Annotated in this window: 17 protein-coding genes, 1 tRNA gene and 3 pseudogenes; 8 read left to right on the top strand and 13 right to left on the bottom strand. The window is 44.6% G+C overall.

All coding sequences use genetic code 11. The annotated features are described in order from the left end of the window. Positions 1-73 precede the first annotated feature (73 nt). From deoB to mrdA, 3 genes are all read left to right on the top strand, one after another. On the top strand, positions 74-1297 hold the full coding sequence (deoB, locus tag ACXI0A_RS18360) for a phosphopentomutase (protein WP_476150979.1): 1224 nt from the start codon (positions 74-76) through the stop codon (positions 1295-1297). A gap of 33 nt (positions 1298-1330) precedes the next feature. Beyond that, entirely contained in the window at positions 1331-2044 is a 714-nt protein-coding gene (gene deoD / locus ACXI0A_RS18355; RefSeq protein WP_034828492.1) for a purine-nucleoside phosphorylase, read from the top strand. 239 nt (positions 2045-2283) lie between these two features. After that, positions 2284-4161: a penicillin-binding protein 2 gene (gene mrdA, locus ACXI0A_RS18350; RefSeq protein WP_476150981.1), complete on the top strand. Its 1878-nt coding sequence runs from the start codon at positions 2284-2286 to the stop codon at positions 4159-4161. A gap of 94 nt (positions 4162-4255) precedes the next feature. Here mrdA and ACXI0A_RS18345 read toward each other — a convergent pair whose 3' ends face one another. The 5 genes from ACXI0A_RS18345 to ACXI0A_RS18325 form a co-directional block, all read right to left on the bottom strand. Continuing rightward, positions 4256-4966: a diguanylate cyclase gene (locus ACXI0A_RS18345; protein ID WP_476150983.1), complete on the bottom strand. Its 711-nt coding sequence runs from the start codon at positions 4964-4966 to the stop codon at positions 4256-4258. Continuing rightward, positions 4963-5349: a SiaC family regulatory phosphoprotein gene (locus ACXI0A_RS18340; RefSeq protein WP_476150985.1), complete on the bottom strand. Its 387-nt coding sequence runs from the start codon at positions 5347-5349 to the stop codon at positions 4963-4965. The genes ACXI0A_RS18345 and ACXI0A_RS18340 overlap by 4 nt, the downstream gene beginning before the upstream one ends. A gap of 7 nt (positions 5350-5356) precedes the next feature. Continuing rightward, positions 5357-5908, bottom strand: a complete 552-nt coding sequence (locus ACXI0A_RS18335) for a SiaB family protein kinase (RefSeq protein ID WP_224933852.1) — start codon at positions 5906-5908, stop codon at positions 5357-5359. Between the two features lie 10 nt (positions 5909-5918). After that, a complete protein-coding gene (locus ACXI0A_RS18330) occupies positions 5919-7142 on the bottom strand; it encodes a SpoIIE family protein phosphatase (RefSeq protein WP_476150988.1) in 1224 nt (407 codons plus the stop codon). A 102-nt stretch (positions 7143-7244) separates the two neighbouring features. Then, the gene (locus tag ACXI0A_RS18325; RefSeq protein WP_476150989.1) at positions 7245-8567 is read right to left on the bottom strand and encodes a methyl-accepting chemotaxis protein; all 1323 of its coding nucleotides are present in this window, start codon (positions 8565-8567) and stop codon (positions 7245-7247) included. A gap of 194 nt (positions 8568-8761) precedes the next feature. On the opposite strand from ACXI0A_RS18325, the gene ACXI0A_RS18320 reads away from it, so the two are divergent. Further along, a tRNA-Phe gene (locus ACXI0A_RS18320) sits at positions 8762-8837 on the top strand. Positions 8838-9003: 166 nt separating this feature from the next. Here the strand turns inward: ACXI0A_RS18320 and ACXI0A_RS18315 are convergent. Then, a pseudogene (locus tag ACXI0A_RS18315) lies at positions 9004-9234 on the bottom strand (TIGR03758 family integrating conjugative element protein); the annotation flags it as partial. A gap of 427 nt (positions 9235-9661) precedes the next feature. Between ACXI0A_RS18315 and ACXI0A_RS18310 the strand changes: the two are divergent. Beyond that, entirely contained in the window at positions 9662-10234 is a 573-nt protein-coding gene (locus ACXI0A_RS18310) for a hypothetical protein (RefSeq protein ID WP_476150990.1), read from the top strand. Positions 10235-11171: 937 nt separating this feature from the next. Here the strand turns inward: ACXI0A_RS18310 and ACXI0A_RS18305 are convergent. From ACXI0A_RS18305 to ACXI0A_RS18290, 4 genes and pseudogenes are all read right to left on the bottom strand, one after another. Continuing rightward, entirely contained in the window at positions 11172-11912 is a 741-nt protein-coding gene (locus ACXI0A_RS18305; protein WP_476150992.1) for a hypothetical protein, read from the bottom strand. A 72-nt stretch (positions 11913-11984) separates the two neighbouring features. Next, positions 11985-12989 (bottom strand): nucleoside triphosphate pyrophosphohydrolase family protein, encoded by a 1005-nt coding sequence (locus tag ACXI0A_RS18300; RefSeq protein WP_476150993.1) that lies wholly within the window; start codon positions 12987-12989, stop codon positions 11985-11987. Between the two features lie 892 nt (positions 12990-13881). Then, positions 13882-14042, bottom strand: a pseudogene (locus ACXI0A_RS18295) (lytic transglycosylase domain-containing protein); the annotation flags it as partial. 32 nt (positions 14043-14074) lie between these two features. Beyond that, positions 14075-14676, bottom strand: a pseudogene (locus ACXI0A_RS18290) (TIGR03759 family integrating conjugative element protein). A gap of 363 nt (positions 14677-15039) precedes the next feature. Between ACXI0A_RS18290 and ACXI0A_RS18285 the strand changes: the two are divergent. The 3 genes from ACXI0A_RS18285 to ACXI0A_RS18275 are packed head-to-tail and all read left to right on the top strand — an operon-like array spanning position 15040 to position 18723. After that, the gene (locus tag ACXI0A_RS18285; RefSeq protein WP_479485269.1) at positions 15040-16242 is read left to right on the top strand and encodes an ABC-three component system protein; all 1203 of its coding nucleotides are present in this window, start codon (positions 15040-15042) and stop codon (positions 16240-16242) included. Position 16243: 1 nt separating this feature from the next. Then, the gene (locus ACXI0A_RS18280) at positions 16244-16750 is read left to right on the top strand and encodes an ABC-three component system middle component 4 (RefSeq protein ID WP_476147352.1); all 507 of its coding nucleotides are present in this window, start codon (positions 16244-16246) and stop codon (positions 16748-16750) included. Continuing rightward, complete coding sequence (locus tag ACXI0A_RS18275; RefSeq protein WP_479485268.1) at positions 16747-18723, top strand: exonuclease SbcC; 1977 nt, start codon at positions 16747-16749, stop codon at positions 18721-18723. The genes ACXI0A_RS18280 and ACXI0A_RS18275 overlap by 4 nt, the downstream gene beginning before the upstream one ends. 26 nt (positions 18724-18749) lie before the next feature. Here the strand turns inward: ACXI0A_RS18275 and ACXI0A_RS18270 are convergent, their stop codons facing one another. The 3 genes from ACXI0A_RS18270 to ACXI0A_RS18260 form a co-directional block, all read right to left on the bottom strand. After that, a complete protein-coding gene (locus tag ACXI0A_RS18270) occupies positions 18750-19235 on the bottom strand; it encodes an STY4534 family ICE replication protein (protein WP_476147354.1) in 486 nt (161 codons plus the stop codon). A gap of 440 nt (positions 19236-19675) precedes the next feature. After that, the gene (locus tag ACXI0A_RS18265; protein WP_476147355.1) at positions 19676-20167 is read right to left on the bottom strand and encodes a type VI secretion system tube protein TssD; all 492 of its coding nucleotides are present in this window, start codon (positions 20165-20167) and stop codon (positions 19676-19678) included. Between the two features lie 247 nt (positions 20168-20414). Then, positions 20415-20936 (bottom strand): tlde1 domain-containing protein, encoded by a 522-nt coding sequence (locus tag ACXI0A_RS18260; protein WP_476147356.1) that lies wholly within the window; start codon positions 20934-20936, stop codon positions 20415-20417. Between the last annotated feature and the right edge of the window lie 244 nt (positions 20937-21180).

Below are 21180 nucleotides of genomic sequence, written 5' to 3'. Positions count from 1 at the left end.
AGCGGCCGTTCGGGTATACTGATCTGATCGCTTTTTTTTGACTTGTCATCGCGCCATTGCGCAGGAGACTTGCATGAAACGTGCTTTTATTATGGTTCTCGACTCCTTCGGGATCGGCTCCAGCAAAGACGCCGATAAATTCGGTGATGAAGGATCGGATACGCTCGGCCATATCGCCGAAGCGTGCTTCGAAGGCCGCGCCAATGAAGGTCGCGAAGGCCCGCTGCATCTGCCCAACCTGACCGCGCTCGGTCTGGGTAAAGCGGCAGAACTCTCTACCGGCCGCTTCCCGCCGGGCCTCGACGCCAATGCCGAAATCATTGGTGCCTACGCTTACGCCAGCGAGTTGTCATCCGGTAAAGATACGCCGTCAGGCCACTGGGAAATCGCCGGCGTGCCGGTGCTGTTTGACTGGGGCTACTTCAGCGACAAAGAGAACAGCTTCCCGCAGGAACTTCTCGACGTGCTGGTGAAACGCGCCAATCTGCCGGGCTATCTCGGTAACTGTCACTCATCCGGTACGGTGATCCTCGACCAGTTGGGCGAAGAACACATGAAATCCGGCAAGCCGATTTTCTACACCTCGGCGGACTCGGTGTTCCAGATTGCCTGCCACGAAGAGACCTTTGGTCTGGATCGTCTGTACGAGCTGTGCGAAATCGCGCGTGAAGAGCTGACCAACGGTGGCTACAACATCGGTCGTGTGATTGCGCGTCCGTTTGTCGGCGACAAAGCGGGCAACTTCGAGCGTACCGGCAACCGTCACGATCTGGCGGTGGAACCGCCTGCGCCGACCATGCTGAAAAAGTTGGTGGACGAGAAGGGCGGCGAAGTGATCTCCGTGGGTAAAATTGCGGATATTTACGCCGAGCAGGGCATTACTCAGAAGGTGAAAGCCACCGGTCTGGATGCGCTGTTCAACGCCACCATCGAGCAGATGAAAAAGGCGCCGGACAACTCCATCGTGTTCACTAACTTCGTTGATTTTGACTCCACCTGGGGCCATCGTCGCGATATCGCCGGATATGCGGGCGGTTTAGAGTTCTTTGACCGCCGCTTGCCGGAGCTGATGGAGCTGGTGAAAGAGGGTGATATTCTGATCCTCACTGCCGACCACGGTTGTGACCCAAGCTGGAAAGGCACCGAGCATACGCGCGAGCACATTCCGATTTTGATTTATGGTCCGAAAGTGAAGCCGGGATCGCTGGGTTATCGCGATACCTTTGCGGATATCGGCCAGACCATTGCGAAGTATTTTGGCCTGTCCAGCATGGACTACGGTAAAAGCCTGCTGTAAAACAGCCCACCAATTTTAAAAAGGAAAATAACCATGGCAACGCCTCATATTAATGCAGAAATGGGTGACTTCGCGGACGTGGTGCTGATGCCGGGCGATCCGCTGCGCGCTAAGCACATCGCAGAAACCTTCCTGGAAGACGCGGTTGAAGTGAACAACGTGCGCGGCATGCTGGGTTACACCGGGACGTACAAAGGTCGTAAGATTTCGGTCATGGGTCACGGCATGGGGATTCCATCCTGCTCGATCTACACCAAAGAGCTGATCACCGATTTCGGCGTGAAGAAAATCATCCGTGTCGGTTCCTGCGGCGCGGTGCGTGCAGATGTGAAACTGCGTGATGTGGTGATTGGTCTGGGTGCCTGCACCGATTCCAAAGTGAACCGTATGCGTTTCAAAGATCACGACTTCGCAGCGATTGCTGACTTCGACATGGTGCGTAACGCGGTTGATGCGGCTAAAGCACTGGGCGTTGATGCACGCGTCGGTAACATCTTCTCTGCTGACCTGTTCTATACGCCAGATCCGCAGATGTTCGACGTAATGGAGAAGTACGGCATCCTCGGTGTGGAAATGGAAGCCGCCGGTATCTACGGCGTGGCGGCGGAGTTCGGTGCTAAAGCGCTGACCATCTGCACCGTATCGGATCATATCCGTACTCACGAGCAGACCACTGCGGCTGAGCGCCAGACGACCTTCAACGATATGATCAAGATCGCGCTGGAGTCGGTGCTGCTGGGGGATTAATTCTCTCAGGTTTACAAGGTGCGCGAGAATGCGCATCTTGTAAAACGCACTCGCCAGTCAGGTCGCCATTGATGGCGGCCTGATTCATCACCGCGAGAAATTAACCACGCCATTTATGGCGATCTCTCCCCCTCGTAAACATCTGACACACTTTTACCCAGGCTTGTGCATCTTCGTGCTGGCTCTAAAACAATCTCTGCTTATCATTAGCGTGATAACAAAGAGACTAAGCCCCCCTGATGAATTTCCGTAATTTCGAAGCCGAAGAGAAACTGTTTGTCCGCCGCGCGCTTGTCGCTTTTGCCCTGGTCGTCATCTGCTTCATCATTCTTGGCGTTAACCTGTATCGTATTCAGGTGGAGCAGCACAGCTATTACCAGACGCGCTCCAACGAAAACGACATCAAAATGATCCCCATCGCGCCGACGCGTGGCTTGATTTACGATCGCAACGGCATTCCACTGGTGCGTAACGTCACCTGGTACGACATCCTCATCACGCCGTATAAAATCGACAACATGCAGGAAACGCTCAAAGAGCTGACGCCGATCGTCAACCTGACGCCAGAAGAGATCGACACTTTCGAGCATGAACTCAAACAAAACAGCCGCTACAAACCGGTCGAACTGAAAGGTGAACTCACCGACGAGCAGGTGGCGCGCTTCTCCGTCAATCAGTTCCGTTTCTCCGGTGTCACTATCGATACTTACCAGGATCGTGAATATCCGTACGGGGCCGATTTAGCCCATGTGGTGGGTTATGTTTCCAAGATCAATGATAACGATTTCAAACGCCTGAATGCCGAAGGTGTGGGCGAAAACTATGCAGCCGACCACAACATTGGTAAGCAGGGCATTGAAGGCTATTACGAATCGCTGCTGCACGGCAAAACCGGTTATCAGGAAGTGGAAGTAGATAACCACGGCCGCATTGTGCGCGTACTGAAAGAGGTACCGCCGGTAGCCGGACAGAACGTCTATCTGACGCTGGATCTGCATCTGCAGCAGTATGTGGAGAGCCAGCTGGTGGGGCAACGTGCGGCGGCTTTGATTGAAGATCCGCGCGATGGCAGCGTGCTGGCGATGGTGTCAGCGCCGAGCTATGACCCGAATCCGTTTGTAAAAGGTATCAGCTACAAAGCCTATAAAACCCTGCTCCAGGACAAAAACCTGCCGCTGATTAACCGCGTCACGCAAGGTCTGTATCCACCGGCTTCGACGGTTAAACCTTACATGGCGATGTCCGCGCTGCTGACCAAAGTGATCACCCCCAGTTTCACCATATTTGGCGCGCCGACCTGGACGCTACCGGGCACCGATCGTAAATATCGCGACTGGAAAAAATCGGGGCACGGCACGCTGGATGTCACCAAAGCGATTGAAGAGTCGGCGGACAGCTTCTTCTACCAGGTGGCGTTTATGATGGGTATCGATCGTATTCACACCATGCTGAGCCAGTTTGGCTACGGTAAACCGACGGGTATCGATCTGAATGAAGAGTATGCCGGATTGCTGCCGAGCCGTGAATGGAAGCAGAAAGTGCACAAACATGCGTGGTATCAGGGCGATACGGTATCAGTAGGTATCGGGCAGGGTTACTGGATTGCGACGCCGATTCAGATGGTGAAAGCGCTGGTAGCGCTGCTCAACAATGGCCGGGTGATTAATCCGCACCTGCTGGAGAAATCACAGCGCGGCACCGAACAGCAGCTGTATCAGCCAAAAGCGCCACAGCCGCAAATTGGCGATCCAAAATCACCGTACTGGTCGCTGGTGCGTCACGCGATGTTCGGCATGGCCAATGCGCCAAACGGTACTGGCTATAAGTACTTCCACACCGCGCCTTACGGCATAGCGGCCAAGTCGGGTACATCTCAGGTGTTTAGCTTGAAGCAGAATCAGGTCTACAACGCGAAAATGATCCCGACGCGCCTGCGTGACCACATTTTCTATACCGCGTTTGCACCGTTTAATGATCCAAAAGTGGCGGTGGCGTTGATTCTGGAAAACGGCGGCAGTGAAGGGGTGACGGCAGCACCGTTGATGCGCAATATTCTCGATCACATCTTCCTGCCACCATCATCTGAACCACCGGTGGAAACGGCGCAGAAAAATTAATTTGCGCGAGACCGCACCCAACGTAACGGTGCGGTTTCTCGCGCGAAGCTGATAACGCGGTATTGCTGATCTCTGCGCTAAAAATAATGCTCTATTAGCGGAAGAACACCCGGTTGCGGCCGTGGTTTTTCGCATCATACAGCGCGGCATCGGCGTTGTTATACAGGGTTTCGAAATCGGAACCTGGCTTGCCATAGCTGACGCCGAGGCTGGCCGTGACCAGTTGACCCGGCAGCACCGCCAGCGGTGAAGCATTCAGCGAAGCATGCACTGCGCCCGCGACAATTACCGCGTCCGATAAACGGTAATGCGGCAGCAGTACGGTAAACTCTTCCCCGCCTATACGACCAATGCTGGCATCTTCCGGACAGTGAGCCTGAATACGCGACACCAGGCCACAAATCACCTTATCGCCCATCGGATGACCGAACTCATCGTTGATCTTCTTGAAGTGATCAATATCGAGGATGATCAGCGCCGCCGGGCCATTGCTCAACGTATTAGTAATACGCTGAATGATGGCACCGCGGTTCCAGACAGCAGTGAGTGGGTCGTGGCTGGCTTTGTATTCCAGCTCCTGAGCCAGTTGTTGCAGCTGCTCATTGACGCGGTTCAGCTCGCGTTCAGCGCGGTCACTGCGCGAGATCATACGATAGGTCTCGCGCATCAGGCGCTGATAGTGGCGATTAACGTTCAGCAACGCATCACGATAATCGTCTGCACTGAGCGAGGTCTGAGCCGCCACATCCTGAGCGCGCGTTAGCACCTCGCTCTCTTCGCGGAACAGCTCATTCAGGTCCATCATGAGGCCATTTCCGCTCGCAGATTCACCTGCAGATCGGTAAAGTCCAGCGCCAGTTCCTGACCGAACTCTTCAGACACATCATCTTCTTCATCAAAGAACCAGTTGAGTTCAACCGTCTGGCCTTTTTGCGCCAGCTGATTAAATAGATCAAACAGGCTAAACAGCATTTTGGTGCTGGAGCTGTTGAAATAGCGCAGGGCGATATTGGCTTCAATCTGGCCGCTTTGCGCGGGCTGCCAGCTTTCCAGCGCATCCAGCAACGGGCGATAGAAGGCGGCGGCGTTTTCCGGCCAGGATTCTCCGCGCAGGGAGAACTGGCCAGCTTCGAAGTCAAAATTGACCTCAGGCGTGCTTTCTGTGGCAGCAATAACAAGGTTTTGCATAAACAATTCAATCCTGGTGAATGGTGGCTTTGAGCCAAAACGTGGCGTAACCACTGGACTCCAGCGGACGCAGTTCATACTCCAGCGGTTCACTGACATCGCGGGCAAGCGTCAGTAATCCTATGTTGGCCCCTTTGCTTGTAGCAGGGCTCTCAGCTCGCAGACCTACACGGTAAGCCTGTTTGATCTCTTCATTGCTCATGGTGCGCAGCAAATCCAGCCAGTAACGCAGCTGCTCACAGGCGACTTCATCGACCTGATTGCTGCTCTCCAGCACGTAATTGTCACCCTCTACGCGCAGCGAGACGGTGCCGAAGCGAAAATCCTGCTCGGCGTGGATCATCACGCGGCTATCCTGCGAATAACGCAGGATATTCTGTACGATTTCAACAAAGCTGGAGAACAAGCGGCGGCGCACTTTTACTGGCGCCTGCTGGTTCTCCAGAAAGACCTTAATCACCTCGCCCATGGCGGTGATGTTCTGCGGCGAGAAGAAGCCAGTATAGTGCAGCGCCACGCTTTCTGGCGGGACGCGGCTAACGGTTGAACCTGAGTTCATAAGGTGCTCATTAATAACGGAAGCCAAACCAGGTGACATCATCGCGTCGCGGCTGGTTGCCTTGCCAGTTGAGAAATTCCCGCTCGAAGGTCGCTGACAGCTCGGTCATCGGCAGGGTTTGATATTGAGTTACCAGCGTCTGAATGCGCTTTTTGCCAAACATAATGTGACGTTCACCGCCAGGTTGATCGGTTACGCCATCGGTCATCACCAAAAACATATCGCCGGGATGCAGCGTGCGTTGGTGTTCCGGCCAGATGTAATCATGCGGCGTATCGGTGTAACCCACACCGACGCGATCTGCCTTCAGCGATTCCGCTTCGCCTGCGGCCGGATGTAACAGCGCATGCATACGTGCGCTGGCCCAGCTGAGTTGATGTTGGCCGGTATCGAGGCGCAGCGCGATGGCATCACAGCCGTCGTTGGAGAGCGACGTTTGCTGCGTGGCATTGAGCTGCCCAAGGGTTTGTTTAATATGACGATTCAGTGATTGCAGCAGATCGGACGGTGCCCGACGGTTTTTCTGCAGCGCGTTTTCCAGCGCGGATTGCAGGATCACCGTCATAAAGGCACCCGGAATGCCGTGGCCGGTGCAGTCGGCAATCAATGCCAACCAGCCGTGTTCATCCTGATGGAATGCATAATAATCGCCGCCCACACCATCGCGCGGCTGCCAGTGCAAGCACCAGTCATTGAGCTGCTGGGCCATTTGCTGTTTTGAGCGATCAAGCATCGCGTCCTGAATCACGCGCGCATAATCGATGCTCTGCAAAATTTGTTGATGCTGCTGCGCCTGCAAATCGGAGACGGTGCGGATCAAATCGATCCCCAAACCGATACCGATATAGCGGCCTTGTTCGGTCAGAATAAAACCGTCGGTGACCGATTTGTCACCGGTCGCCACCACCTGATGTGCCACCTGATCCAGCTCGGTATCGGCATCAATCACCAGCGGCTCTTTATCCATAAAAGCGATGCAGCTTTTGCGGTCATAGAGTTCGCGGAAGAATGGACGCGTCATCTGTGACAGGAAGATATGGCGGTTGATCATGCCAAACGGCGTACCGTTCTCGATCACCGGCAATCCGATCAAATCTTTGTGTTCGGTAAACAATGCCATCACCGCAGTGTTGTCCATGGCTGGACTGACAAACGGCACCTCAATGCACAGCGAACGCGCACGGGAACGGCTCGACAGGGAGGTTAATCCTGCGCGTAAATCAGGCAGCTGCATAAGAATTATTCTGGCATTGATTAGGATTTATCTTAGATTACTGCACTGCCATGACAGTTTTATGTCACAGCAGTGCAATAGAAGAAGAGAGAACAGGAAAAATTACTCTTCTTTCAAGGCTTCAGCCACATGACTGATGGCGCGCACCACTTCGCTGGAGCTGCCGCGGATCTCAGAGATCACGCCACCCGCCTCTTTGGCTAACACGACGCCATGATCGGCACGTTTCAGGTTCGATTCGATGCCTTTTAACGCTTTTTCGGCGAGAGTATGGTTATGCTGCACCATATTCTCGATCTCGGTAGTTGCGCGGTTGATGTTTGCCGCCAGCGTGCGCACCTCGTTAGCCACCACGGCAAAACTGCGACCGTGCTGACCCGCTCGCGCGGCTTCCACTGCTGCATTGAGTGCCAGCAGATTGGTCTGATCGGCAATGCGGCGGATGCTCTCGACAATCGCACCTATGCGGTCGGAGGATTCGCTGAGGTTGCTGATATCGCCGGAGATGCCATGCAGCTCGCCCGCCAGTTCATTGATGGTTTGCACACTGTTTTCAATGACCGTGGCACCGAGGCGCGTGCTCTCGCTGGTTTGCAGTGCGGTTTGATAAGCCTGCTGTGCCGCCTCGCGTTCCAGATGGTTCTTCTCTACCTGCGCGGTGACATCGGTGGCAAATTTCACCACTTTGTACAGTTCGCCGGCTTCGTTGAACACCGGGTTATAAGTGGCGCGCAGCCACACGGTGCGACCCAGCTTGTTGACGCGCTCAAACTGGCCGGAGATAAATTCGCCCTGATTCAGCTTGTGCCAGAAGCGGCGATACTCGTCACTGTTGCGCATCTGCGGCGGGCAGAACTGACTGTGATGTACGCCAATCACCTCATCACTGCGATAACCCATGGTTTTGAGGAAATTGTCATTGGTCATCAGCACTTCGCCTTTGAGGTTGAAGGCGATGACCGCCATCGAACGCTCAATCGCGGTAGTCATGGATCGCTGCTCTTGCGCATCAATAATGCGTGCGGTGATATCACTCGCCAGCTTAACGATTTTGATGACCCGACCGCTGCGATCCTGTACCGGCACATAGTTAGCCTCCAGCCAGATAGGGCGGCTGTGCTTGGCTACGCGCAGGAATTTATCGCTAAAGCCTTCGCCACGGTTCAGGCGGCGCCAGAAATCGCGATACTGCGGAGATTGGACTAAATCTGCGGTGCAGAACATGCTGTGATGCTGGCCTGCAATCTCCTTTAGCGTATATCCCATTCGCTCCAGAAACAGATCGTTGGCGGTGAGGATGTTGCCTTCCGGCGTGAATTCGACCATCGCAATCGCATCCTGCAACGAACTGAGCGTTGCGCTGCTGCGAGCGCGCTTCTGCCACGCCAGGCGTGACAGTATTCCCGATGTAATAGTACTAAACATGGTGGACCTTATTATTGGTATTAGTCGTCACATCGGTTATCGGCGGGTGCGGTTAAAAATTCACCACTAAAGTTGGTAGTTGCGTTTATTTTTTACCGGATGGTCTGAAGGTTGCTGTAAAAGCCAGCAGTCAGCGGATTTTTGCCGAAAAGCGTTTGACGGTGCGGCCTGAGTAGGGTTTAATGCGCCCCGTTGCCCGGATAGCTCAGTCGGTAGAGCAGGGGATTGAAAATCCCCGTGTCCGTGGTTCGATTCCGCGTCCGGGCACCAACATTTTGAAAACCCAGCCTTTATGGCTGGGTTTTTGCTTTTCTGGGTTTTGAAATATCTCCAAGCATAAATCCAATTACAGTCCCCCATTTCAATCACCGCGCTTTAATGATGCACAGATTTTTCCTCCCCCCTTTCGCAGCACAACCAATCGATAATCTGTCCTTATCCAGATGCAGACGATCAGTAAAGCCACAGAACGGATAACAAATAGGGCAAGCGCGGCATCCCTGACTTTGGTATTTGCCCAACCATGCCAGACATCCACAGCCGCCCATGCTGCCCAGAGAAACAGCTCGCACAGTAGTAGCCCAACGGACACCAGATACAGAACGCTAATATCGATATTGCCGGATGCCGTTTTAAACGCGTTGATCTGCGCGGCAGCCATCGCCATAGCGGACGGCCACGCGTGTAATCGCCGCTGACCTTGCCGTAATCCAGCGGCTGCGCACGCGAAGGCTGCGTGTAGCGGTCGATGCCAGAACGCATGGTATTGAGGTCTTCGTTGGTTTTTTTGTAATCGAAAAGATAACTGCGGCGGTTTTTTGGGATCGGATTGCGCGGCGACGGTTCGGGCCCGGGGTAGCTGGATTTAATCGAGTAGACGTTGGGTGGGGGCGAGTTCGTCGAGCTCTGAAGCTGCGGAAAAAATGATGTGAATATTAAAAATGTACCCATAACAGATCTTTTGGCCTTAGATGAAGATAACCTTTTCATGTATTCACCCTCATAACAATAATATTTTGCTATCATGGTTACCGCTGAGGATTACATACATCCTAAAATAAGATATGTTTCTGAATAATTAAAAAGGGACAGTCATGAATATGTTTAAGTCTATTTTGTCAAGTTGGAAGAGAACACTTACTTTGAGCTTTATTCTTTCAAATGGCTTAGGGCTTTATTATTACTTACACCCAACAGAACCAAGTAGTGAAGTTAGTGGGAATTTGATTGGCGACTGGCAAGTCGATTATCAATATGGATATGGGGAACTATCTGAAAGAGTAACAGGGGTAACGTCATACTTCTCTAATGGGAAATATAATTTCTCCGGAGATTTAATTATTAAAGGAGGGAGTGCAGATAACATAGTGAAAGTCACTTATCATAGTGATGCTGCAGGAACGTGGATAAGATATGATAATAAAATAATAACTTCACTTGATAACATGAAATCATTCCCCATTATGGTTCAATTGAACGGTAAGGAAATGCCAAAAGAAATAATTGAAAAGGGCGAGGGGATGAAAAAGTATTACCCAGAAGACTTTAGGGCTACAGGAAAAAATCAACAGTATCAGGTAGTGGAGGAAAGAAAAAACTCCATAACTTTTAGGACGATAAATCCGTATGGAATGGATTTTGATTCTGTAATGAAAAGAATTAAGTGAGTTAATCATAATGACTGTGTTTTAAATATCTCACTGAGTTCTCTATTATGTCAGTAGCTGGCCAAATGCGTAAAAATATAAATGTGAAATATCCAGTAATAACTGAAGCTCCTATATTAAAAATGCCTTCAATGATTATCCAAAGCAACTTCCCTGAATGGAGGGAGACTTCGATGTTTGCTTGCGGGTTACCTCCCTAATAATTATTGATAAAAATTGCCGATGTGAAGTAACAGGCAAGGATATAGGACATATTCATCATTCTCATCTCTTTTATTTTCTTGCTTGAATCCCATTAGTCATTTAAATCTACGCGAACCAATCCATTACTAAATCTTAGTTTAAATGCTTTGACATGCCGTTTTACTTTTAAGTGATCCTTTATGGCCATATAAGGGTGATAATGCTTGAATAATACAACTATATCACTGAATGGCATCGTGCTACATTTAAATGCTGATGAAAATAAAAACTCAATGAGGAGTTTGTTAGGGGAGCTCCTGTCTATTTCTTTAGCCAACTCAATTGCTATGGAGCTTTTATTTTTTCTCACGCTCACGCTCACGCTATACATATGCACAAAGTAACTAATCAATATAGCAAGGGAGGGTAATCCAAAGATATTAATGGTGTCATTTTACGTTTAATTTCCACTTGAATAAGATTAGGGGTATAAAATGCATAAAGAGTTCAATCAAAAATCCAGTGATTATATACAGTTGTCACGTAGCTAATGCGGATTCTCTGTTGACGGCAGCGCACAAATGCGAGCTTTTCACGATGCCGTCAATGTTGCAAATATTATTGTGGGCACCTGTAACCCTGAGGTTTATAGAGATTTATCACTGTGTGACACCCCCGCTTAGTGCCATCGACTAGACGTTTTAAATCTTACTTGCAAAGAGTGCTTTAAGTTATAGCACTTAAACATAAACCATCAAAAGTGCCAAGGGAAATGGTAAAATCGATTTTCAATGACAATCTCAATTTTATCTATATTTTTAGAAAGTGTGTCCTTGTTAGATGAGTTTGTTGAATTACCTAATGATAATGAAATGATAGCTGCTGTCACTACTATGAAAATGAACATTATGATAGATGCCCATAGGGTAAGGTTTTTAGCAAAAATATAAGCAGGCTCTCCTGACTTCACTATTTTCCAATTCTCTTTAATAAGTTCACCTAATTTATTTTCCAGGTTAAGTATTTCGACATCGATACTCATTATCTCGTTTTTTTCGTAATCAAGAGCAAAGTCGTTTATAAGAGAGTTTATCTCTATCATTTTAGTGCTTACAGCATTTTCAATGCTCCCTTTAGCATTTAACTTTTCAGGGTTTAGCCTAATTCTTATTTTTGAAGAAAGTTCTTTAATTTCTGCTTTTAATTGCACAATCATTAGCATATGTTCATAGATGTTTACTACAATACCGCTGAATGCCAATTTAGATTCACTTTTATTCATAAAAACAGCTGATACAACTGATAATTGATTTAGCTTTGATATTAATTTCGAAGATTCATCCCTTAACTCACTTGCCCACTCTTGTCTAAAATCAGATATTTTATTCTCTTTGTTATATACAGCGGAAACATATGCAGAAAGGCATGAAATTAATGCTATTGATAAACTACCTGACATAACGTAAATGCTAGGAGGGATTTCTGAAAGATTCATTTATTTGCCTTAAGTTAAATAATCCCGCCATTCATAATGAATCGCGGGAAATAGTTAGTGATAAATTAAAATTCAAACAATCTTCTTGGATTTATCTAGTTCGCCATAAAGTTCGTTTTGGTTAGGCGTTTTTTCCGGCTTTCTTTGGAAGATGTATGCTAGAGCGCTATCAACCTCTGCAACCGATCTTCTGGCATCAGAATCACTACCAGACTTGATGGCATCTTCAATTGAAAGAACTGATGATTCTAATTTCAATAATAGTTCCGACTGGCTTGGATCTTTACTTGTAATATTAATTTCATTTTTGATTAAATTCTTTATCTTTGAAAGTGCTTCATTTCTAACTGATGTTGAAATTATCCTTCCTGAATAATTATCGCATACGCATTCATTATTATTGCATGATGGGCAGCCATTAATGTAGTAGCTATCCATAGCCTCCCCTAAATCTATTTCCTTAAAAATTATCCCCCATAATGATAACATCCATGCCAAAATATCGGCTAATTCATCATTTATATTATTTTTATTATAGAACTTATCTTCATTGAGCTTTGTGTAAGCTTCATGTAATTCGCCCAATTCCTCAAACAGCCTAGATGAATGATAAAAACCACCAAATATATTAAAAATATTCTTATTTGATGGATAGATATTATTTATCATGTCAGGTGCATATGGCATAGTTTGACCGACTCTGTAAATAGAATTCTTCTTCTGAAATAATTCTTCTTTTATCGCTCTAGCATTTGATGTAAACTCAGGCTTCCTGTGAGTTTGCGAGCAAATACATGGGGCCTTTATGCAATAAGGACATATTGTAGGAAACTTACTGAAGAACGAAGACTCAAGGTCAATTTCAAGCTTCTGGCTTATAGCAATCAACCACGATAATGCCTCTATGTACGTTTCTATTATCTTCGATTTTTCGATACCATCAGTTCGTACTATTTCTCTTGTTAAGTATGAAGTTTTCCTAGTCAAAAAAGAGTACATATATTCAAAGTTAATGTTTTTATTTTTACTTCCATAGATTGAACTAATTACGTTACTGGCATTTGTTATGGTAAACATTTTTCATTCCTATTTTTCATTATTTAAAAGCACATATTTAGACAAGCTTCTCAATAGTCTGAGCAAGGTTGGATCACACAAAAAACATTGCTGGTTAAGCATCTAGTAGAATTAATCTCGCTCACAAATATATTGGTGCGGAATAGATTGTAATAATATTCACATGGAAATCCGAAACTCATGTCCATACTGTATTTTCCTAATGAGAATTTTTTGTAATTTCTTCAGGTAATGGCTAAAGTTTCTTACATTACTTTTAGTTACTGCCTTAGCTCATTTCATCTAACTTTAGTGTTGAATTAGAGAAACATTGATATAATTCTGCAACCAATGCTTAAGAGGATTTTTAAATATGTGGCACTGAACTATCAAAATTCTTTGAACCACAATTTTGAAAATATCCTTCTCCATTTAAATTAAAAAATTAACGCTTTGTTTTTTTATGAGTGATTTTGATATTGGAGGGTTTTTAGTAAACGACAACTGGTTATAGCGAAAAGCTACACATAAATCCTCCTTGAATGCTAGCCTTAGCTAGGGCAACTCTTTAAGAAAAATCATGAATTTGTTAGCGGATCTTCCTAACATCCAGCAACCTGAAACTAAAGGGAGCAATGTTATGCCGTTGACCTAGTGACTATTTATTAACACAGTACGTTTGCTTAGTACACTGTCATCGTTTAAAAAATTGTGAACCTACGCTTTTCGATCAAGATAGTCATTCAGGTCGGCTGTATTAATTCATAATATTGTTGATCCCTAAGTTAAAGCTGTTTTAACTTACATGAACTAACTTGTTTTAATCGAAAAATCAATGCATTAGATTAATTCTTAATCTGCCGCGTCGCCAATGCGGCTTGCCTGCTGACGACAGCGCACAAAGTCCAGCTTTACCCGCGACTTTGATTGTCCAGGGCCACGGGCGCGTACCGTGTGGCAGTTTGCGTGACGACTCAGTAAGCGCCAGTGAGTAGAGCGATCAGCTGGAACACCGTGCTGCAGAGCGACTTTCTGATAGCCCGACGGCACGCTTTGCATGCTGGTTGACGCCATAGAGCTGGCGGCACTCAACAATAAAACGATGGTTAGAACGCTGCAATATGCCATCCGCTTTCCCCCTGCTGGAGAAGGACCGGCATGATACCGTTGCCGTAGCGCATCCAGCGGCCTGCATCGTGGTTCTGTGTGATGCGGCGTTCACGGACTTATTCGGCGGAGAGACGCGCATCGCAGCGCTGGCAATCTGTTTCGCGCACGAACAACGCGAGCCGCCCACCGGAGTCATGCGCGATACCTGCGGCGTTGCCCATATTGACCGGCAGCATGTTGGGCATCAGGCGTTTCCAGGCAGCATCAACTTCGCGCTGGAATTTGAGCTCTTTTTCGGTGCGTTCGTATTCCTGTTTAACCCAGAGTTCGGCGTAATGGCGGCGTTCGGCGTCGTTGCGGGCTTCAATGCCCAATACACTTAATGGGTCTAAAGAAGGGGAATGAATTCCTTAGGTCCATTAATAATTGATTTGAATCGTAGATGTTCGGATTTACTAATGCCCCATAGGTCCATTTCGGCACTAGGATTAACACTTGTATTTTCATAATATTCAAATTTCGAATTATCAACAGATTTATTGGCACAAGCATTTGCAACTATTAAGGAAGAGCCAATAACAATATTTTTTAAATTCATAGAATTATCCATCAGATGTTCATACTTGAGTGTATAAGAGAAATTCAATGCATCCCCAATATAAAAGCAGTTACCCAAAATGGAGATTAACAGTTTAATTCCATATTATTAAAATCAATTAGAAGATAATTCCTCTCTTACTCAACCTGAGCGGCAGTATTTGACTTATGTGAGGACGCATCAGATAAGCTTTCCTTTCAGCTGAGGTTTACATAGGCATCAAAAAGAAATACACCCAGCAACCTGTTGTTTTTATTGAACAAGTTTAAATTGGTGGTATGGGGTTGCTTTTTTTTTTAGTTGAAAAAATTATCATTTAGTACAAAAATATGCTCAACACTATAATATTCAGGAAGAAATATCATGAGCATGCTCATATGGCATAAAAAAGAAGACTCACAAAATTTAGTTTTATTTATTCATGGACTGAAAGGTGGTAGTAGCACATGGTCTCATAATGACGAAACATCATTCCCTAAACTCATTACTGAGGATGTTGAATTATGTAATTATGATGTTGCATGTTTTGAATATTTTACGAACTTCACTAATTTGTACAGCGATACAGCAAGTTTATTGAAAAGAATATTTACTAGCACGAGAAGAAAAGAAATAAACCTGCCTATTAATGAACTGTCAAACTTATTAGTTACTGAGATTGATGTTAATCTTACTAACTACAAAAACATTACAATTGTTGCCCATAGCATGGGAGGGTTGGTAGCAAAGTCATGTATTTTAAAAATGATAAGCTATGGTAGAGGTCGCAATCTCAATGGTTTTATTTCTTTAGCTGTACCCCATTCCGGTTCAATTCTTGCGAAGACAATGGCAAAACTTATTACCAAAAACGTTCAGATTGCAAATCTAAGCGTTTTTAGTGATGAAACTGATTCTCTTAACCGTGCATGGATAAACAATCCTTTAATACCTAATTCTAAATTTGTATATGCGACAAATGATACCTTTGTTAGTAAAAGCAGCGCACTGCCAATACAAATTCAGCCCAAAGATTCTACTGCGGTACATGAAGATCACTCTTCGATTTGCAAGCCGGACGGCTACGAGAGCATTACTTATAAAATAGTAAAAAACTTCGTTATAGAAATTAATAGTTCTAATCTCCCCAGTATTATTCCAACTAATTTCGAAAATGACAAGAGATATGATAATGAGTATTTTGTTCTTAAAATGATAATTGCGGATGTACACAATGACATAGCGACCCATGCTAAAGAATATTATTATAATGCGGAGCTCGCCAGAAACTTATTTACAAGTGATCATGATCGTTCAATTCTTAATGAACTGTATCGAAAAATTAAAGACTTGTATCAGACTCAATATCAATTAGCGATCTCTAAAAAGCTTACCCCTGATGAGCTTGTTTATGCTATTCATAATAAAATAGATGATGAAGATAAATTGAAGCTATCCTCGTTACTAAAAGATTTGGATAATCTTCATAAAAAAGGAATGCTCCATCAATTAGCGAATCAACTAGATCGTAATGTTGTCTGGTCACCGGATACAACAGTGGAATCACTAGTTAATTTGAAGGGGTAATATGAATAATTTGCCATATATACCTTTGGATGAAGAATTCAATCTAAACTTAGGCATACTTATTATTTTATTAAAGACTTTAGGGATTAATCGCGCCGGGAATGGTGTTATAGATCTGGATAAGTCACAAATATTTATGTACTTGCTTAAAAATCCATCTAAAATTGACAAGGTGATGTTTATTACTGGTAAAAAAAATCCAGAAATTGATGAGGAAGAAACATATACAATAAAAAGCCTGTCATCTAACGTCGACATTTTATTTAAAAATTCAAAAATAAAACATTTGTTAAGATACATGTCCGCTAAAGGTCTGTTAACCGTAGCCAAAAATGATAAAAAGAGTTATTTAAAACTTACTGATGCGGGCTTGGAAATCTGCGAAAACCTTACTGGTTCATTTTATGAATCTGTTAAGAGAAATGCATTCTCATTAGCTAGCATCAAATCTTTACCAACATCTAAACTTTATAAAATTTTAAATGAAGTATTCAAGGAGCGCCAATGAATTCTTACATGAGAGTGGATGCATTAAATCTCATAGGGTCAAGGAAAGACTATATAATTAAATTTGAAGATGGCATCAACATAATTCATGGTGACTCTGACACAGGGAAATCAAGCATATTAGAATTCATAAATTATTTTCTTGGTAGCTCAGGAATCGAACTTGCTGATGAGATAATCAATTCGGTAACTAAAGCATTTCTTGAAGTAACTATTAACGATCAACCTTATACAATTTATAGAGATATATTTAAAGTTACAAGTCTAATTGAAGTTTATAGTTGTGTATTGAGTGAAATTGACCAAAACGTACCTAAAAGATATGCACCAAGATTTAATATAAAAAGCGCACCAGATGGGTTCTACTCGGACTTTTTGATGGATTCCTTAAACTTCCCTAGGCTAAAGTTAAAGGTTTCTCCAACGCAAGATGTATCAAAATTCAGAAGGTTAAGCTTTAGAGATATAATGAAATTTTGCTATATAAATCAGGATGATATGGGTAGTAAGTCACTACTTGGGCTTAGGGATTGGGTGAAGTACACGCATGTTAAAGAAGTTTTTAAATATATTTTCAATGTTTTTGATGCTGACATCGCTGATATCGAGTCTCAGATATCTCATAAATCATCTCTTCTTGGAAAAATCACTAAAAAATACGAAAATGTATCTGAATTTCTCAGGGATACAGGCTATGGTTCAATTAACTCTTTAGATGATGAAATAAATAAATGCGACTTAATAATAGAAGCGCTTGAAGCAAGTCTTTCAAAAATAAACGAGTCTATGACTAGCGACTCTGAATTATATAATCAATTAAAAGCCTATCACGCTGAGTTTAATCTTAATTCAAAAGCAATTGTAAAAGCCGTAGATGAACTGGTTCATAAAAGAGATCAATACATAAGGCTGAAAAATGACTATTCAAATGATATAAAGAAAATTCAAGCAATACATTCTGCCAATAATGCTATAATCCCTTCATCTCAGGTGAGTTGTAATTGTCCAATATGTGATGGTTCAATCATTCTAGAAAAAGATGATTCTGGGTTTATAAATACAACCTCAGATAAGCTTGACGAGGAGTTAATATCTCTCAAAAAAAGAATAAATTCAATAGAGGAATTGATATCTGAAATTGCAACTAAAGAAATAGAACTAAAAAAAGAAAAAGCAATAATTGATAGTGATTTGAAAGATGTCTCTCAGATGATTGATACCGAAGCCAAAACCATGGTTGCACCATTCCTTACGCAACGAGACTCTTTGGTTCTAAAGTTGTCAAACACTAAAAGCAAACGCGATAGTTTAGTCTCTAGTTTAAGAGTAAGGAATCACCAAGAAGACATTTTGAATCAGCAGGTTACTCTTAAAGATAATCTCAAAAAACTCAATGATGAATTAGACAGACTCAAAGCTGACACTCCAAGTATTGATGGCATTCTTTCCAACCTTGCAGATAACCTTAGTGATTTTCTTACTAAGGTTAACATTAAAAATAGAACCGGAATAAGCATTAGTCCTAATACTTTCTCTGCAGTAGTGAGGGGTAGGGATTATTTTAATATTACATCCGGAGGGCTAAGGACATTAATTACCATTGGCTATATCTCATCTATTCTAAAGCTTGCCACAAAGAACAATATTAATCATCCAAGATTTTTGTTGCTTGATACAGTAGGAAAGTATTTAGGTAAAAGCACAAAACTGTCCTACCTATCGGAGACTGATGCTAAAGAGGATGAAAAGGAAGGCACCTCAAATCCTGAAAAATATGAAGAGATATTCAATTGGTTAATTGAGCTAACAAACCAAGCGCAAAGTAAAAAATCGCCATGCCAAGTTATAATAGTTGACAATGATGTCCCTGATAAACTCTCTGAGAGGCTAAAGCTTGTGACAGTGGCTCAATTTAGCTCGGGTGGTGATGGCGGCTTATCTCCTGGTTTGATTGATGATATAAGCTATATTTAAAAAAATGCCCCTTTTGGGGCATTTGTTCAGAAAGAATTATCAGCATATATTTGCTGTTCTTTTTTTGTAAGTGGAGGCGATGATTCCAGCTTCTCCGGTTTGTATACCATTATTTGACCAATCTTGATCCAATCAACCTTAATCAGTCTGGCTTTCAAGCTAACCCGCTGTTCGCCTGCATGATCACCTTTGTTGAGCGTGAAAATGTCAGACGTCAGGTTGCTGAGAGTAAACCCAAGCAGCACTATCTGGTCCTCGTCTACAGCTTTCTGGCAGCGGCTTATAAGGTCCGTTGCTTCCTTACCGGCGACAGTGGCCTCAAAGCGCACATAGGTATGGTTGTCAGTAGGGCCGCTTAGCGCATTAATCATCACGCTGAGGAAGCTGCCAGTGAGGGTTTCAATTCTGTGAATGTTGCTCAGATAACCCAGGCCCTTGATGTTGAAATTAAAGTATTCCGCTTTGGTAGAAGTGGTGTTGTTTGCAGCGTTGTTGGTAGTGGTAGCAGTCATGATGTTTACTCCAGGAGTGGGAAATAGTGACGGAGAAACATTCATCCCTGACGGATAAATGCTTTCCATCAGGAAGCGCGGATAGCCAGGCTGCTGAAACATTGGCTGGTTGTTGATACAACAACAATAATGCCGTTCCAGTGTCCTGCTGCTAAAAGCGGATGTCAGCGATAAAGTAGTTTTGCGGGGGTGAAAATAAAAAAGCGCCAGCAATTGCCAGCGCTCAGGGCCTGCACGCAGACCGGTTGTGTATTCGTTACTCCGGGAATTGAAGCTCCGGCGCGGTTTTCACGGAGGGCGTGCGCCTTACAGACCAAATCGGATGTGCGATGATTTGCCTGCCGGACTGATGATTTTCTGTCCTCGTAAAAGGCATTCACTCATCCCTCAGTTGCTACGGACATTGCTGTAGCCCAGCGACTGCTCTCGCAAAGCCAGCGTTAAGCAGTAGGACGTTCGTTCCACGCATCGGCATATTGAATGTTGCCATCAACAATGCGCCAGGTGATCTTCTCATATTGCATACTGACGCTTTCCGAATGATTCATTTTGTCGTTACCAGACAATTTCACATTGGGTACGCCACAATGAACGCTGGTGATCTTCACGTTTTCCAGCAGAACTGTGTAATAGCAGACCTCTTGCCCAGCATCGCTAATATTGTAAAAACGAATTTCAGCACTTTTTAACGTCTGCCCGGTAGCTGAAGCTTTATAAAGATAGGGTGTTGAACTATCAACTTCCTTTTCAATACGCATTGATGAGTGCTGGCGTGTGCCGGTTATTTTTCCAGCGGCGGTATCAACCGGAAGGCTGATACCGTGGCTCAATCCGATGATTTCAATACTGCCTTCTCGATTATGCACATCAACAGAGCCTCTAATATCTGCGCCGCCATCGTCTTTGAGCCACATGTAGGGAGGGATTGGCATTTAAATACTCCTTATTTTTCGTAGTAACTTCATTGTTAAAATGTAAATTGCAGTAGTTATAGAAAGTACTGAGATCACGGAAATGTAGAAATATAAATCATAAAAATTGTCTGCTCCAATCTCACCATCTCCGTAAAAAAAATGTGCAATACGGGTTGCCAATCTATGATCGAACCATATTTCAGGACTACCTAATGTCCGCCCGACGACCAACGACAAAGTCAAATAGAAGATGACTTTAAATATCTTACGGGCAAGTGTTGTTATTGCCACTGACAATTACCTCAATCCAACCGCGTGCCATCAATGATTTCATGCAGGGAACTTGTATCAATGAAGTCTGCATTAATGCATTACGAATCAATGCATAATCGGAGTTATGAACTAAAGTGATGCATCCTTTCGATACACGACCCGGATGAAGCCTGAATAATCCACGTTTAACTCCATCAATCCAACTGTGATCATCAATAGTCCAGTCATCTCTGAACAAAGCAAACCATTCGTCATGGTCAAACTCTGCACCTTCGTACATTCTGTTATAGAAATCCTGGGACTTTGCTATCAATCTCGATAAGCGGCCACCGCTACCACGATCTACAATCCAGTACTTACCCGGTGGTATTGGGCCTTCATTGGGGATTGCTCCACATGCAGCGTTATTCATATAAACGCCTTTGCCTGAAAACGCCATAAAAACGCCAACGCCGTAAAGATTGAAAGGCACATAATCAGCGCCATTTAGAATCAATGTTCCCTGAAGTGCCATTACCTGTCCCTAATTAACGATCATGTGAAAACTGTGGATTATGTTACATATGGTGAATTTTAAGGGCTAGTAATAATAATGGCGTGTTTTCAATTTTGCGTAGTCGCCCACATTATATGATCTTCTGAAGACCAGACTTGATATGGATACCGATTAATCCTTAATAACGAAAAGAGCTGATTGAAAACTAGCTTAGTCGTTTACCTAAAGGGGTAATTAACTCTTTAACTGATAATTAAAATTT

Source organism: Pantoea sp. C1E2 (assembly GCF_056491465.1).
The sequence above is the reverse complement of the archived record's forward strand: the minus strand, read 5'-3'. Positions and strand labels throughout refer to the sequence as shown.